The sequence below is a fragment of the Oceanicoccus sp. KOV_DT_Chl genome (genome assembly GCF_900120175.1).
Lineage (GTDB): Bacteria > Pseudomonadota > Gammaproteobacteria > Pseudomonadales > Dasaniaceae > Oceanicoccus.
The window spans coordinates 593,471-608,631 of the sequence record NZ_FQLF01000002.1 but is presented as its reverse complement, the minus strand read 5'-3'; the positions used below and the strand labels follow the sequence as shown (position 1 = coordinate 608,631).

Sequence of the window (15,161 nt, the reverse complement as noted above, 5' to 3'; positions counted from 1 at the left end):
TTAAGGTGTTGTAATGTGGTTTAAGAATTTACAGGTTTATCGTTTTACCAAGCCCTTTGATCTCTCGGCGGACGCATTAGCCGGGCAGCTGGAGCCTAAAGCGTTTCAGCCCTGTGGCAGCCAGGATGTGTCACGCTATGGGTGGGTGCCGCCGTTGGGGCAGCCGGATGCCGAGTATGTCCATGTGACCAGCGGCTATATTATGATCTGCGCCAAAAAACAGGATAAAGTGTTACCGGCTGCGGTAGTCAATGAAGCGTTGGCCGAGCGGGTAGCGACAATACAAAATCAGGAAGGGCGCGGCGTAGGCCGCAAAGAGCGGCAGACATTAAAAGAAGATATCACTTTTGAGTTATTGCCGCGGGCGTTTGCTCGCTCCAGTTTGCAGTTTGCTTATATTTCACCGCACGAAGGTTTGTTGGTGGTGAATTCAGCCTCGGCCAAGCGTGCAGAAGAGTTAATCAGTTTTTTGCGGGACTCGATTGGCAGTGTGCCTGTCATTCCCTTAACGGCAAATAATGTTCCGCAGCATACGATGACCGCCTGGTTAAATGCTGGGCAGATTCCGGCGCAATTTGAATTGGGTCATGAATGTGAATTGCGCGATCCTTCCGACGAAGGCGGAGTAATTCGCTGCAAGCATCAGGACTTGAGTTCGGCAGAAATTAACAGTCATTTGAAGTCAGGCATGTATGTTAGCAAGTTGGGTTTGTGCTGGAAGGGCGGCATAAGCTTTTTGTTAGACGATCAATTGGCGATAAAGCGTTTGAGTTTTGACGATTTGATTCAGGAGAAAGCGGCGCAAGTGGAAACTCAGGATGCCGCCGATCAGTTTGATGTGGATTTTTCGATAATGAGTTTGGAGTTGAAGGGATTAATTGCAGCCATCACCGATGCGTTTGGTGGAGAAAATCAGGAAGCGCTGGATGCGGCCTAAAACAATAAACAACAGTGAGGATGAATAATGATTAAACATATTTTATTGTTCAGAATAAAAGACGGTGTAGAAGGGCGTAGCAAAGCTGAAAGTATTGCTCAAGCCAAGCAGTTGATCGAAGGTATGAATGGAAAAATCCCCGGCTTAATCAAAGTGGAAGTGGGGGCGGATTTTTCCGCATCGGCGGATTCTGCTGATATGACTTTGTACTCCGAATTTGAATCCCGAGAGGCCCTGACGGTATATGCAGGTCATCCTGAGCACAAAGCGGTATTGCCTTTTATTAAAAGTATTATCAGTGAGCGCAGGCTGATTGACTATGAAGTCTAGGGTGATTGTCCATGGCTGAAATCGGCCGCATTAATACATTAGCGGTAGTGCGAGAAAGCCTTGCTGGCGTCTACCTTGATGGTGGCGCGCTGGGTGAGGTATTACTGCCTAAGGCACGCCAGTCAGAGCTGGCGTCATCAATTGAGGTGTTTATATATCCCTCTGCAGACGCTGCGCTGGTGGCAACGACCAAGCGCCCGTATGCACAGGTAGGTGAGTTTGCCTGGCTGACGGTATCTGAAGTTAATCAAGTCGGTGCATTTCTCGATTGGGGCTTGGATAAAGAACTATTGCTGCCTTTTGCTGAGCAAAAGTACGAACCCAAAGTCGGGCTGCGGGTAATGGTGCGGGTCTATCTGGATAATAGCCAGCGCATCGCTGCCTCCACACGGTTGGATCGTTATTTACAGCATGAGGCGGAAGAATATAAACCTGGCCAGCAAGTGGATGTGTTAGTGGCTGATACTACTGACTTGGGGTTTAAAGCGATTGTCGATAACCGCTTTTGGGGTATGTTATTTCACAACGACTTAAACACCAAGTTGAGTAAAGGCCAGCGCCTGACGGCGTATATCAAACGTGTCCGGGAAGATAAGCGGTTGGATTTAACGCTGTTGCCGCCTGCGGCTGAGCAAGTGCCACAGTTAGTCGATCAGATTATTGCCACATTGAAAGAGCATGGCGGCTATATCATGGTCAGCGATAAAAGTTCGCCGGAAACGATTTATTCAATTTTTAAAGTCAGCAAAAAGATCTTTAAAAAAGCGATTGGCGTATTGTACAAGCAGCGTCGTATCACTATTGAAGAAAAGGGTATTCGACTGCTCAAGGATTAATCCTTTGGTAATCAGCGCGCTCTGGTTTTTAACTGCCAGTCCTTTATGATTGGGTGCATAAAAAATGACAGTGGTGACTACCCATGACCCAATTTGATTACGTAAAAACCCGCCGTGAAGATATACAGGCGATCCCTCCCGCTAGTCAGGAAAAGGCAAAAGTCGTTATACGCTGGCTGACCCGGTTAAATGTCGCGGTATTTAAAGCGTCGAAAGGCCGGCTGTGGAAAAATTTTATCGGTGGCTATCCCATCTGTGTGGTGGGCATGACCGGCAAAAAATCCGGTAAATTTCGTGAAGTCGCCCTGATCCATTTACCTAAAGGCGATGACGTATTACTAGTGGCCTCACAGGGCGGCATGGATACGCACCCAGTGTGGTATTACAACCTCAAGGCTAATCCCAATATTGAAGTCACTGTCGGCGGCACTACGCGACAGATGGTAGCACGGCAAGTTGATGATGACGAAAAGCGCGAACTGTGGCCGCATCTATTAAGTTTGTATCCTGATTTTGATGAGTATCAGGCGCGGACTGATCGTAATATTCCGGTGTTTGTTTGTTCTGAGGTGTGAGGTGTTTTTTAGCAAGGGCCAGACTAGTGTTTCCTATTTGTGTATTTATTTCTTCACTGTCCGAGAGTTTTTGTATAAGTCAGTTACACAATAATTACAAAGCAGTATGGTAACTTGTTGATAATTTATATAGAGTTTGGATAACTTAAAATAACTCTAATTCATAATTATGCCCTTTAAATTTCCTGCCTTTATTTTTGTATTAACGATTGCTATTTTCCCGTCTTGGGGAGGGGCTGAAGAAAGCGAATCTATCGATCCTTTCGAATTGAAGCCTGAAAAGTGGTCAATGGCTAAAACGCCTAATTTTATTATTGTCAGTAACCATAAGCAGAAGTTGGTGGTTGAGCTTGCAAAAAGCTTGGAGCAATTTCGAAAAACCATACAAATCGTCACTAATATTCCGCTGAGTCAGCACGATCGCCCTGTAAAAATCATCGCTGCCAAGGGAAAGAAGGCGTTCAGGATTATTGCAGGCTCTTCAATTGATACTAAAAAATATGCCGGTTTTTTTAAACAGAATATTAACGGTAATTATTCGGTATTAAAAATATCAAGAGCCGTTAATTTATCGAAGAATGATTCGGTTGCCACTCTTTATCACGAGTATGTGCACTATCTGGTTGCCCAGGGCATGAAAGCCAGTTTCCCTCGTTGGTATAGCGAAGGTATCGCGGATTATTTTAGTACCGTAGAGTTTGATGCTGGATTGGCTAGTGTTGGGCTTCCCAATGAGTCGCGATTTTATAATTATAGAGCTGGTGCAGATGAGCCAGATACCGAAGAGCTTTTGAAAACCGTATCATTGGAGGATTATTCTCACAAGAAGGTGGCAAAATTTTACGCTAAATCCTGGTTAACCTACCACTACTTGCAGTCGGCTCCTTCCTTATCAGCTCAGTTAGAGCGTTATATCGAATTGCTATCGGAAGGAGAGAGTGCGGATAAGGCATTTGTTGTGGCATTTGGAGTGAGTTTTGAGGAGTTCGATGATCTGTTAGTTTCTCACTCACGGCAGAAAAAATTCCAGTACAAGCAATTGGATTTATCCAATTCATTTAAGGATAGCGAAGTTACTTTTAAACAACCGGCTCCGGATGAGTTGTTTTTTGAAATTGGAGAGTTTTTTCTTAACGGCACATCGGAGCTCGATAAGGCTATGGCGTTTTTTGAAGAGGCGCTAAAAATCAATCCGGATAATGCTTCTGCTAAAGCCGGCTTGGCCAACATATACCTGATCAGAAACATTGAAGGTTATCTGGAGTTAGCAGATAAAGCCTATCAATTGGCTCCTGACTCGATTTTTGTGAATATCATCAAGGGGCATGTCTATCAGCGGAAAGCCTGGGCTAGTAACCAGAACGCTGTCGATATGGTGCATATTGTAAGTTCGCTAAAGGCCTATGGGGTTGCGCTGTCAAAAGAGCCGGGCAATATTGAGGCCTTAATCAGTGCGGCGCGTATTTATGAGAGGATGAACAAATCTGATAAGGCGATTGAAGTAATAGAGGCGGCTGCTTCTTATGCGCCATCATTGATTCCGCTAAAGGTCTATCAAATTCAGCTATATACCCGCAATGGCCTGCAAGCCAAAGCAGATTCCCAGTTAGCCTGGCTGCGGGCGAACCCGCATATAGCTAGCACCTGGCTGGCAGAGTTTGAACAGAGCTTAGAAGAATCAAACGACAAGCTGAAGGGGGTGTAACTTTGGGTTCCCGATCGGAGTCGGAAATGACGAGGCGTTCGGTCAGATGCCTTCTTTTAACTAAAAGGCACCTCTCGATCAAATCAGCTAAGATTTAGCTTCTCTCCTTGCCGCATCATATTGCGAAGGCTCAACAAACATCAGTTTGATGTTCAGGGTTTTCATATCGCCCAGCTCGAACGCCATCACCATTACGTTCAATTGGTCGTCTAGTTGTACCATGCCTGGCAGGTGGACTAGAATCGATGAATTGTTTTCATTGGACATAATATTCAGGTCGGCTTTGGCGCGAAACTTTTGACTGATTTGGGCCAGAATGCCGTTTATTGCCGACACGAAAATATCGTAGTTAAATCCGGGGCCACAAAACTCGCTGTAATCCAGAGTCAGCACCAGATTGGGCTCGAAAATATCCTGAATCTTCACTTTGCCTAATGGATAGGCTTTGCCTTGCTTGAGCTCTTTAAAGATCGGCTTGGCTTTTTCTTTGCTGGCTTTAATAAACATTTGATCGAGTATCTTGGCTGCCAGATTAACCAGTTCTACCAGATTAAGGTCGATGTTTTTCTTTTCGCTCATTCGGGGTTCCGCTCTTGCTTGTGTGAATGTTGGGCTTTGTGCTCAGCAGTCTATCAGAATTGCCGCGTGGGGTTTAGTGAGGAATGTGCTGAGCCAGTCACTGTAATCCAGCCTTTCGATGGCGGCTACTGCGCGCTTTAAAATTTCCTCCATTAGCGCATTTTGTTCGGCATTCATGGCGCCAAAACCAATAGAAACAATAATCGTCATCAACGTGTGAAAGCTGAAGCTGCGGTACTGTTGGCGGCTTTGTTTCAGGTCGATAGCACTGCCGTAGTGGGCTCTGCGTTCAACATAGTAGGCAATGAGTTCTTGCTCATGGCTGGCCAGTACGTCAATGGGTAGCGAGTTGATCAAAAAATACTGTACATCGCGGATGCCGTTGCCCCAGTGTACGGCTTGCCAGTCGAGCATGCCCATATCATCGCCGCTGACGAAGAAATTCCCCAAGTGACTATCACCATGCAGCAGCGAGAGCGGCCCGGAAAACCAGTAATCGATCAGGGTTTCCCAGTGTTGCAGGGTTTTGTGATGGCTGCGTATGACGTGGTCGGGAATTAATGTCGGGTGTTTTTTCAAGCAGGGTGCCAGCGCTTGCTGGTTGAGTACTTTGGCAATCACCGCCGTGGTGGGAGAGAGAAACGGGTGCAGGTCCAGTGGCAGGATTGCCAGCTGCTGCGCTTTGCTTAGCTCGCAATGTGCGCTGTGTAGTCGGGCAAAGGTATCCAGGCAGCGTTTGCTGAGTGCTAGCGAGGGGCCTTGCAGCATATCGAGATTGGAAAATAATTGGACCTTGTTGTCGGCATGGAGATTTTCCTGAATGAGCGCAAAGCGGCTGCCCTGGTTAATCGCCGCAAAGGTTCGGGGGGTGCGAATGGGGGTATGCTGTGCGACATGCTGGAAAAAATAAGTCTCCAATTGCCACGATCCAATAACGGCAAAAAACCAGCGGGTAATTAACGATGGGCTGGGTAGTTTAATGAACAGGGTGTCGGGTAGGGGCTTTGGTAGGGTGGCGTTGGTCTGTTCAATTTGCACTATGCTGTTATTACAGTTGCTGCTGAGTGATGCAATATTCAGCAACTGGCTTTGAGAAATATTGGCCTGATGTTGCCGCAATCGTTGATTCAAATGTGAGGGTTGTATAAAGCGCAGGCTGTCGTAAGTCAGGCTGCGCCCTGTTATGTCGCCGATAGCATCGCGGACGAGTAACAGGCCTTGTTTGATAACTGTCAGGGCCACGCTGAGTTGTTGGGAAATCGCCATGGGCTGATCTCGGTCTAATTATTATTGTTTGGTGCATTTGTAGTTAATGAATTTAGTGTAACTTGCAGCGGCTTGACCGGAGTAGTTAAATTTCGCTCATTCAGTTATTGGGCTGGAATGGGCAAGCTTGCATGAGGGAGACATAATAATGACAGACTCCGCAGCGACTACTGCTTCTATATATGATGCGATTGTGATTGGTGCTGGTCACAACGGGTTGGCGGCAGCGACGGTTTTAGCCCGCCATGGGCATTCCGTATTAGTGCTGGAAAAAAATAACTATGTCGGCGGTATGGGTGGCACGCGTGAGATCTTAAAGGGTTGTCGCAATGAGGTGGGGGCGAGTTGTCTGTTTCCTTTGTCAGCAGAAGTTAAAGCCTATTTCGATTTTGAAGCATTGGGCGTAGAGCTTATCCCCTTGCCCATTATGGCGGTGAATTTATGTGGTGGTGCTAAGGGGCGGCCGCTGATCTTTTATAAAAACCCACTGAAGCTGGCGTTTAATATTTTTTCCCAATTTGGTTTTAGTGGCATGTTGGGCTTTATTCGATTGATGGCTTTTTGTAAATATCCGGCGGATATGTTGCATCGGTTTACGGCGCGCAAAGTGCCTTTGAGCCTGCAGCAGATTATTGATCAGGCTCCTGATGCACATAAGCGCGCACAGCTTGAGTTGGCGTTTACCGGTTCGGCTATGGATATTATTGATAAATTTCTGCCGGATAAAATCAAGCATAAAGAACTGCGTGCCAATATGGCCTTTGCTGCAGTGCAGGCAACCTATAAAGGGCCGTACACCGAAGGTTCTGGTATGTGTTTGATCTATACGCTGGCGCAGGAAGGCTCTGGCGGTTTGATGCAGCGGGTAAAAGGTGGCATGGGAAAGCTGTCTGAAGCGCTGGTGGCTGAGCTGGAGCGATTGGGTGCTGAAGTGCGTTTGAAGCAACAGGTTAAGCGTATTGTGGTCGAAGATGGTCAGGCGGTTGGGGTGGAGCTGAAAACCGGTGAGCTTATCCGGGCGGCTAAAGTGATTTCCAACCTGGATAAGCCGGCAACATTTGCCGGGTTAATGTCAGATTCCCCATTGGAGCCAGTCTACCAGCAGCGATTGGATCGGGTTGAGCATCATGGCGCTTTTGTACATATGTTATTCAAATTAAAAGCTTTGCCCGATTATGTGCAATCCCTTGATTATCTGAACCGGGTTGAGGGCGCTAAATTTGGTGGTGCCATGGTGCTGGAGCCGGAGCAGTTGCAGCAGTGTTACGAGGCTTGTTTGCGCGGTGAACTGCCAGAACAGGTGCCGCTGGCGTTTCAAATGCCGACCGTGATGGACGCCAGTCTGGCTCCAGCGGGCGCCCATATCGCCAGTGCTTATGGCTTTTACTTCCCCTGCGATGCGCCCAAGGAGCAGCGCGGCAAGTTGCGCGACCAAATGGCGGAGCGGATTATTGCGCATATCAGTGAGTACTACCCCAATTTTGCGGAGCTGATTACCGATAAGGCGATATTTTCTTCTGATCATTTTGCCAGCATGCACGGCGCGACTCAGGGCGATTGGACACACGGCAGCTTGCATCCTGAATACATGATGGCTGATCGCTGTATGGTTGCTGGGTCGGCACACAAAACGCCGGTTGGCAATTTGTTCCTGTGCGGTTCCTCCTGTCATCCAGGGCCGGGGGTGACTTTTTTGCCCGGGTATAGTTGCGCGCATGAGGTGATGTGTTCATGAAATTACTTGCAGATCAGATATTTACGCCGCTTAAATTTAGGCTGAGTGGCAACCGTTTGAGTGCTGATATTTAAATACTTGGTATCTTTTATTGACCGATGCAGGCCATATCCCTATAATCCGCACCACTCGATTTGCTGGGTTTCCAACAGGGAAGCAGTGAATCGAACCTGATATGTCTAAGGGGCATATCGATGTAGGTGCGGGGTGGAGCAGCCTGGTAGCTCGTCGGGCTCATAACCCGAAGGTCGTCAGTTCAAATCTGGCCCCCGCTACCAATTTTATTCAGTGTTACTGGTGTCTATGGCTTTTGCCGGGCATTAAGTGATGCGAACGCAAAAAGCCCCTGTTTAGGGGCTTTTTGTTATCTGCGGTGATCTGGCTGATATGGAGTCAGGTTGATCGCTTGAGAAGTGGGCCTAGTGCCCATTTTTTGTTGGTGAATTTTTGCGGTGTTCTTTTAGAGGTAGCAGCTTTGGCAGGTAAGGATATTCAACTCACCGAGTTAGTAGCTCCGGTAGCTGAGGCGCTAGGTGTAGAGCTTTGGGGGGTCGAATATATTTCCCAGGGCAAAGAGTCTATCGTGCGTATTTATATTGATGGGCCTGATGGCGTTAATGTCGATGACTGCGCCAAGGTGAGTCGCCAGGTTAGCAGTGTATTTGATGTCGAAGATCCTATCATGGGTGAATACACTCTGGAAGTTTCTTCACCGGGTATGGAGCGGCCGCTATTTACCCTTGAGCAGTTTGGCCAATACGTGGGTGAAAAAGTGAAGGTACGTTTACGCTCTCCTTTCGATGGACGCAGAAATTTTGCGGGTCAATTAACGGCGGTTGAAGGCGAAGATGTTGTCGTAGCTGTTGATGAAGATGAATATTTGTTGCCTTTCGATCTGATCGATAAGGCGAATGTAGTTCCGACCTTTTAATAGGTTTAACGTGAGTTAGGTGCTTGGTCGTAAGCGATTAAGTGACGACTGAAATCAGTCACATGAATGTTTTAATTAGACGATAGAATATTGAACTTGTTGCAAAAGTTCTGTTTAAACGAGGCGAACAATGACTAAAGAAATTTTGCTGGTAGCTGAAGCAGTTTCCAATGAAAAAGGGGTGTCCAGAGACATCATTTTTGAAGCTATCGAGCAGGCTTTGGCCACTGCGACGAAAAAGCTTTATGACGAAGATTCGGATATCTATGTCGTGATCGATCGCGAAACTGGTGATTACGAAACCTTCCGTCAATGGCTGGTAGTCGCCGATGATGAGATGGCGTTACTGGGTACTCAATTTACCACTGAAGAAGCCGCAGAGAAGGACACCTCATTACAGATCGGCGATGTCTTTAAAGAGCAGATACCTAATGTTGGTTTTGGTCGTATTGCCGCGCAAACTGCCAAGCAAGTTATCGTACAAAAAGTCCGTGAAGCGGAACGCGCCCAGATCGTTGATGAATATCAAAGTCGTGTTGGCGAATTAATTAGCGGGACAGTGAAGAAAGTTACTCGCGATAATATTATTGTTGATTTAGGTAATAATGCTGAAGGTTTATTGCCTCGTGAAGAGTTGGTGGGTCGCGAAGTATTTCGAATGGGCGACCGAGTTCGCGCTATTTTGCAAGATGTTCGTCCTGAAGTTCGCGGTCCGCAGTTGTTTTTAAGCCGTGCTTGCCCGGAAATGTTGATCGAGTTATTTAAAGTAGAGGTTCCTGAAATCTCTGAAGAAGTTATTGAAATTCGCGCAGCTGCTCGTGACCCGGGTTCACGGGCCAAGATTGCAGTTAAAACCAATGATGGTCGTATAGATCCTGTAGGCGCTTGTGTTGGTATGCGTGGTTCACGGGTACAAGCTGTATCTGGTGAGTTGGGTAACGAGCGTGTCGATATTATCCTTTGGGATGATAACCCGGCGCAGTTGGTTATTAATGCGATGTCACCTGCTGAAGTTGAATCGATTATTGTCGACGAGGATTCGCGCTCAATGGACGTCGCGGTCGCGGCAGATAATCTGGCTCAATCAATTGGTCGCAGTGGTCAAAACGTACGTTTAGCAACACAGTTAACCGGCTGGACTATTAACGTTATGAGCACTGAAGATGCTGCCGAAAAACACGAGCAGGAATCCGGTGCGGTTATTAGCAGCTTTATGGAAAAACTGGATATTGACCAGGACGTGGCAGAAGTTTTGGTAGATGAAGGATTCACTACTTTGGAAGAGGTGGCGTATGTGCCTCTGGAAGAGTTGATGGGCATCGATGGCTTTGATGAAGACATCGCCGAAGAATTACGTGCCCGCGCTAAGGATGCGCTGTTGACTCAAGCGATAGCTAGCGAAGAGCAGTTGGGTGAATCTGAGCCCGCCGAAGACTTGTTAACAATGGATGGTATGGATCGCCATTTAGCGTTTGTGTTAGCAAGCAAGGGTGTGGTGACGATGGAAGACCTTGCCGAGCAAGGTGTAGATGATTTGTTAGATATCGAAGGCCTTGATGAGCAACGGGCTGGTGAATTAATTATGACAGCGCGTGCCCCATGGTTCGCTGAAGCTGAAGAAGAACAGAATCAGCAGTAAGCGAGCTGGTATCGAATTGGTATCTAAGAAAGGTACGGGAGAAAACTGAATGGCAGAAGTTACAGTAAGCCAGTTGGCCGAAACAGTAGGTGCGCCGGTTGATCGTCTGTTAACACAGATGAAACAAGCGGGTTTAAAGCACACTTTGGCTGATGAAGCGGTGTCTGATGAGGACAAGCATATATTGCTATCGTTCTTGAAAAGCAGCCACGGTGAATCCACCGCTGCGCCTAAAAAATTACGCTACAAAGAAAAACCTTAAGTACGTTAAAAACCAGCGGCAGCCAAGGCAAGAAAACCGTTAATGTTGAAGTGCGTAAAAAGCGTACCTATGTGAAGCGTGATCCTGCCGAGTTGGCAGCGGAAGAGGCGGAACGGTTGGCAGCAGAGCAAGCCGCTGCTGAGAATCCTGTAGAAGAGGCTACTACAACGGCAGTTGAACCAGTTGTTGCAGATACGCCTGCAGTTACAGAGGAGCTGATTGCTGAAGAAGTTGCCGTACCTGAGCCGGTGGCTGCAGATGACGCAGAGTCAGTTGCTGAGCCAGAGTTTGTTGCTGAAGAAGTTGTTGATAGATCTAAAATGGATCCTGAAGTTCTCCGTCAGCAGGCTGCGGCCAAGCGTATGGAGAAGGAAGCCAAGGATAAAGAGTTACAAGCTGCAGCAATAGCGGCAAAACAAGCTGAGCAAGAGCGTACGGCTAAAGCACCCAAAGCAGCAGAGGGTGAAGCAAAAGCACCGCGTCGTCGCCATGAGGCTGCTGTTGATTCAAAAGATGATGATCGCGGCGAGAAGAAAAAAGTTAAAGGTAAGCTTGCTCCGAAAACCCGCGGTAAAAACCGTGTTCATAACATCAAAAATGTTGATGCCTTTGTTGATGGCGATGGTTTGGATTCACGCGGCCGTCGTAAATTAAAAGTATTGAAGTTGCCTGAAGGGGCGAAGACACATGGCTTCTCAGCACCTACCGAAAAGACCGTTCATGAAGTGGCAATTCCAGAGGCGATTACGGTTTCTGAATTAGCGCAAAGCATGAATATAAAAGGCGCTGTTGTTGTTAAAGAGCTTATCAAATTGGGCGTGATGGCCACTATTAATCAAAGCCTGGATCAGGAAACGGCGCAGTTAGTCGTTGAAGAGCTGGGTCATACGGTGAAATTAGTTACCGGCGAGGAAGTTGAAGAGGCATTGGAAGATTCCTTAAGTCAGCACGAAGGCACCATTGCACCTCGCGCGCCAGTAGTGACGGTGATGGGACATGTTGACCACGGTAAAACCTCGTTACTGGACTACATTCGATCATCTCGTGTGGCGAGTGGCGAGGCGGGTGGTATTACCCAGCATATCGGTGCTTACCATGTTGAAACTGATAAAGGCATGATCACCTTTTTGGACACTCCTGGGCACGCGGCATTTACTGCCATGCGTGCTCGCGGTGCCAAGAGTACCGATATCGTAATTTTGGTGGTTGCTGCTGATGATGGTGTTATGCCACAAACGGCAGAAGCTGCACAGCATGCTCGCGCCGCCGGTGTGCCGTTAGTTGTAGCTGTTAACAAAATGGATAAAGAAGGCGCTGACCCCGAACGTGTGCGCAGTGAATTAGCCGCGATAGACGTTATTCCAGAAGATTGGGGTGGTGATACCCAGTTTATTCATGTGTCTGCACATTCTGGTCTGGGTATTGATGAATTGTTAGAAGCGCTATTGTTGCAAGCCGAACTACTTGAGCTACAAGCGCCTGCTGATATTCCGGCCAAAGGTATTGTGATTGAGTCGCGTCTGGATAAAGGTCGTGGTTCAGTATCATCGGTGCTGATTCAGGCGGGTACCTTACGCAAAGGTGATGTGGTGTTAGCCGGCCAGTGTTTCGGTCGTGTACGTGCCATGATGGATGAAAATGGCCAGCCTATTGAAGAGGCAGGTCCTTCTATACCTGTTGAAATTTTAGGCTTGGACGGCACGCCAGATGCGGGTGACTCTTTCGTCGTGCTCGAAAATGAGAAGCGTGCTCGCGAAGTTGCTGAATACCGTAATGTGCGTGATCGTGAAAACAAGATGAAACGTCAGCATGCTGCGAAACTGGAAAATATGTTTGCCGGTATGGGCGCGGCGGAAGTTAAGTCGTTGAATGTAGTACTCAAAGCTGATGTTCGCGGTTCTTTGGAAGCGATTCAGGGCGCGCTGTTTAGCATGGGTAACGAAGAGGTTCAGGTCAATGTAGTGTCAGCAGGTGTTGGTGGTATTACCGAAACTGATGTGACTTTGGCGGTGACGTCTAATGCTGTGGTATTTGGCTTTAATGTACGTGCTGATAATTCTGCCCGCAAAGTCATTGAAGACGAAGGTGTTGATCTGCGTTATTACAGCGTCATCTATGATTTGATTGATGATGTAAAACAGGCGCTATCAGGCATGTTAAGTCCTGAGTTGCGTGAAGAAATTAACGGTACCGCCGAAGTGCGCGACGTGTTCACTTCGCCAAAGTTTGGTGCTATTGCAGGTTGTATGGTTATCGAAGGTACTTTGTTCCGCAGTAACCCTATTCGTGTACTGCGAGATGATGTAGTGATATACGAAGGTGAATTGGAATCTCTTCGTCGCTTTAAAGATGACGTTACTGAAGTTCGCAACGGTATGGAATGTGGTATCGGCGTGAAAAACTATAACGACGTTAAACCTGGTGACAAGATTGAAGTTTATCAGGTGAAAGAAGTGGCGCGGACTCTTTGATAAAGAGTAACGATAATGCCTAGAGAATATACCCGGACCCAGCGGGTAGGCGATTTCCTTAAACAGGAATTGGCTACCCTGATCCAGTTTGAAGTGCGTGACCCCCGTGTTGGTATGGTCAGTGTGACCGATGTGGAAGTGAGTCGCGATATGTCGCACGCCAAAGTATTCATTACCGTACTGGGTAAAGAAAGCGAAGCGGATGCGGCTGAGTCGATTGAGGCATTAAATAAGGCGGCAGGTTTTTTACGGACTCAAGTAGCGCGTAGTAATAATGCTCGCACCACGCCTAAATTGCGTTTTTATTTTGATAGTAGTGTCGGTCGTGGTCAGCATTTGTCGAGCTTGATAGATCGCGCAGTATCGGCAGATAAAGCCTTTGCCGGTGATGCCGAAGCAGCAGATGAAGCCTTGTCCGATAAAGATGACGGTGTTTAGCGGCTAGTGGCAAAAAATCGTCGTGGTAGAGCGTTAAACGGTATTTTGGTGTTGGATAAGCCGGCTGGGCAGAGCTCGAATAAATCGTTACAGATTGCCAAGCGATTATTCGATGCAAAAAAGGCAGGGCATACCGGCAGTCTGGATCCATTGGCAACGGGTGTGTTACCGCTGTGTTTTGGTGAGGCTACCAAGTTTTCGCAGTTTTTGCTGGATTCGGATAAGGCCTATAAGAGTACGTTTAGCTTGGGGTTATTACCGCCAGTGGTGATGCTGATGGCGAAGTGTTGGAAAGGCGTGATGCATCAGCGGTAACAGAGGCTGAAGTCGAGGCTGCGCTAGAGCAGTTTAAAGGCGACATAGAACAAGTCCCGTCAATGTTTTCGGCGTTAAAACATAATGGCCAGCCCTTGTATAAGTTAGCCAGACAGGGCTTGGAAGTTGAACGTAAGGTTCGACAGGTGACAGTGTTTGAGCTGACACTGGAAGCGTTTCGCAGTGCCGAGCAAACCGGCGCGGAACCAGAAGTAGATATATATGTGCACTGTAGTAAAGGCACCTATGTGCGTTCGATAGCTGAGGACTTAGGTCTGGCTTTAGGGTGTGGTGCTCATGTTACAATGCTGCGCCGCGTGAAAGCGGGGCCTTTTTATGAGCCTCAGGCAGTGTCGTTGGACGCGTTAGAGGCATTGGCGGGAGCGGATGATTTTAGTGCCATTGATGCGTTACTGCAGCCGGTGGACAGTGCGTTGATGGATTTTCCAGCGGTGCATTTGGTTGAATCATCAACCGAGTACATGTTGCATGGTCATGCGGTCCAGGTAGCGAATGCGCCGACCGATGGCATAGTCAGAATTTATGCCGAGACCGGCGCCTTATTGGGCATCGGCGAAATTTTGGATGATGGTAGGGTTGGCCCGAAGCGGTTGATTGCTACTAATTAGTAATTAAGTGTTTTTCTTCGCTTAAGTGAAGAAAGATGCAAAAAAGTTTGAGCGGTCGACGTATCACGTTAGCCATTCAATGGATTTGAAAGCCTGGCTTTTAAATCATTAATAGCCTGTCTGTAAATATGCGCGGTCAGGCTGAATTGATCGGTGAGCTTATATTTTTATAACTCGCTTTCGCATATTAATTTTTAATGAGGAAACAACAATGGCACTTTCAGCCACTGAAAAAGCAAGTGTAGTAAAAGAGTATCAAACAGCAGAAGGTGATACTGGTTCTCCAGAGGTACAAGTCGCTCTGTTAACAGCCAACATCTTAAAACTGCAAGGCCACTTTGGCGATCACAAACATGATCACCATTCGCGTCGCGGTTTGATTCGTATGGTAAACCAGCGTCGTAAATTATTGGACTACTTGAAAGGCAAAAACGTTGAACGTTATACCAGCCTGATCAAGCGTTTAGGATTACGTCGCTAAGAAAGATAGTTAGTTAAGTTGTAAGGATAACT

General features: G+C 47.3%; 12 protein-coding genes, 1 tRNA gene and 2 pseudogenes. 13 read left to right on the top strand and 2 right to left on the bottom strand.

Annotated elements, in window-relative coordinates; all coding sequences use genetic code 11:
- Positions 1 to 13: 13 nt before the first annotated feature.
- From rdgC to UNITIG_RS06490, 5 genes are all read left to right on the top strand, one after another.
- Entirely contained in the window at positions 14 to 937 is a 924-nt protein-coding gene (rdgC, locus tag UNITIG_RS06510) for a recombination-associated protein RdgC (protein ID WP_101757651.1), read from the top strand.
- A gap of 27 nt (positions 938 to 964) precedes the next feature.
- Positions 965 to 1,267 (top strand): Dabb family protein, encoded by a 303-nt coding sequence (locus UNITIG_RS06505; protein ID WP_101757650.1) that lies wholly within the window; start codon positions 965 to 967, stop codon positions 1,265 to 1,267.
- An 11-nt stretch (positions 1,268 to 1,278) separates the two neighbouring features.
- Entirely contained in the window at positions 1,279 to 2,103 is an 825-nt protein-coding gene (locus tag UNITIG_RS06500) for a S1 RNA-binding domain-containing protein (RefSeq protein ID WP_101757649.1), read from the top strand.
- A gap of 83 nt (positions 2,104 to 2,186) precedes the next feature.
- Entirely contained in the window at positions 2,187 to 2,678 is a 492-nt protein-coding gene (locus tag UNITIG_RS06495; protein ID WP_101757648.1) for a nitroreductase family deazaflavin-dependent oxidoreductase, read from the top strand.
- A 169-nt stretch (positions 2,679 to 2,847) separates the two neighbouring features.
- Positions 2,848 to 4,383 (top strand): DUF1570 domain-containing protein, encoded by a 1,536-nt coding sequence (locus tag UNITIG_RS06490; protein ID WP_101757647.1) that lies wholly within the window; start codon positions 2,848 to 2,850, stop codon positions 4,381 to 4,383.
- A gap of 87 nt (positions 4,384 to 4,470) precedes the next feature.
- On the opposite strand, the gene UNITIG_RS06485 is transcribed toward UNITIG_RS06490, so the two are convergent.
- Together UNITIG_RS06485 and UNITIG_RS06480 are read right to left on the bottom strand one after the other, a co-directional pair.
- Positions 4,471 to 4,962 (bottom strand): hypothetical protein, encoded by a 492-nt coding sequence (locus UNITIG_RS06485; protein WP_101757646.1) that lies wholly within the window; start codon positions 4,960 to 4,962, stop codon positions 4,471 to 4,473.
- 42 nt (positions 4,963 to 5,004) lie between these two features.
- A complete protein-coding gene (locus UNITIG_RS06480; RefSeq protein WP_101757645.1) occupies positions 5,005 to 6,228 on the bottom strand; it encodes a phosphotransferase in 1,224 nt (407 codons plus the stop codon).
- 148 nt (positions 6,229 to 6,376) lie between these two features.
- Between UNITIG_RS06480 and UNITIG_RS06475 the strand changes: the two genes are divergently transcribed.
- The 8 genes and pseudogenes from UNITIG_RS06475 (at position 6,377) to rpsO (ending at position 15,129) form a co-directional block, all read left to right on the top strand.
- Positions 6,377 to 7,963 (top strand): NAD(P)/FAD-dependent oxidoreductase, encoded by a 1,587-nt coding sequence (locus tag UNITIG_RS06475; protein ID WP_101757644.1) that lies wholly within the window; start codon positions 6,377 to 6,379, stop codon positions 7,961 to 7,963.
- Between the two features lie 201 nt (positions 7,964 to 8,164).
- Positions 8,165 to 8,241: transfer RNA gene (locus tag UNITIG_RS06470), tRNA-Met, on the top strand.
- Between the two features lie 197 nt (positions 8,242 to 8,438).
- Positions 8,439 to 8,894 (top strand): ribosome maturation factor RimP, encoded by a 456-nt coding sequence (gene rimP, locus UNITIG_RS06465; protein WP_101759207.1) that lies wholly within the window; start codon positions 8,439 to 8,441, stop codon positions 8,892 to 8,894.
- Between the two features lie 130 nt (positions 8,895 to 9,024).
- Positions 9,025 to 10,533: a transcription termination factor NusA gene (gene nusA / locus UNITIG_RS06460; protein ID WP_101757643.1), complete on the top strand. Its 1,509-nt coding sequence runs from the start codon at positions 9,025 to 9,027 to the stop codon at positions 10,531 to 10,533.
- A 49-nt stretch (positions 10,534 to 10,582) separates the two neighbouring features.
- Positions 10,583 to 13,266: pseudogene (gene infB, locus UNITIG_RS06455) on the top strand (translation initiation factor IF-2).
- 15 nt (positions 13,267 to 13,281) lie between these two features.
- Complete coding sequence (gene rbfA, locus UNITIG_RS06450; RefSeq protein WP_101757642.1) at positions 13,282 to 13,704, top strand: 30S ribosome-binding factor RbfA; 423 nt, start codon at positions 13,282 to 13,284, stop codon at positions 13,702 to 13,704.
- Between the two features lie 6 nt (positions 13,705 to 13,710).
- A pseudogene (truB, locus tag UNITIG_RS06445) lies at positions 13,711 to 14,648 on the top strand (tRNA pseudouridine(55) synthase TruB).
- Positions 14,649 to 14,859: 211 nt separating this feature from the next.
- A complete protein-coding gene (gene rpsO / locus UNITIG_RS06440) occupies positions 14,860 to 15,129 on the top strand; it encodes a 30S ribosomal protein S15 (RefSeq protein ID WP_101757641.1) in 270 nt (89 codons plus the stop codon).
- Positions 15,130 to 15,161 lie beyond the last annotated feature (32 nt).

Bases quoted from the DNA above. Each gene is read 5' to 3' on its own strand.
- UNITIG_RS06485 (WP_101757646.1), bottom strand. From the start codon at position 4,962: ATGAGCGAAAAGAAAAACATCGACCTTAATCTGGTAGAACTGGTTAAT.
- UNITIG_RS06505 (WP_101757650.1), top strand. From the start codon at position 965: ATGATTAAACATATTTTATTGTTCAGAATAAAAGACGGTGTAGAAGGG.
- rdgC (WP_101757651.1), top strand. From the start codon at position 14: ATGTGGTTTAAGAATTTACAGGTTTATCGTTTTACCAAGCCCTTTGAT.
- UNITIG_RS06495 (WP_101757648.1), top strand. From the start codon at position 2,187: ATGACCCAATTTGATTACGTAAAAACCCGCCGTGAAGATATACAGGCG.
- UNITIG_RS06490 (WP_101757647.1), top strand. From the start codon at position 2,848: ATGCCCTTTAAATTTCCTGCCTTTATTTTTGTATTAACGATTGCTATT.
- UNITIG_RS06500 (WP_101757649.1), top strand. From the start codon at position 1,279: ATGGCTGAAATCGGCCGCATTAATACATTAGCGGTAGTGCGAGAAAGC.
- UNITIG_RS06480 (WP_101757645.1), bottom strand. From the start codon at position 6,228: ATGGCGATTTCCCAACAACTCAGCGTGGCCCTGACAGTTATCAAACAA.
- rbfA (WP_101757642.1), top strand. From the start codon at position 13,282: ATGCCTAGAGAATATACCCGGACCCAGCGGGTAGGCGATTTCCTTAAA.
- nusA (WP_101757643.1), top strand. From the start codon at position 9,025: ATGACTAAAGAAATTTTGCTGGTAGCTGAAGCAGTTTCCAATGAAAAA.
- rpsO (WP_101757641.1), top strand. From the start codon at position 14,860: ATGGCACTTTCAGCCACTGAAAAAGCAAGTGTAGTAAAAGAGTATCAA.
- UNITIG_RS06475 (WP_101757644.1), top strand. From the start codon at position 6,377: ATGACAGACTCCGCAGCGACTACTGCTTCTATATATGATGCGATTGTG.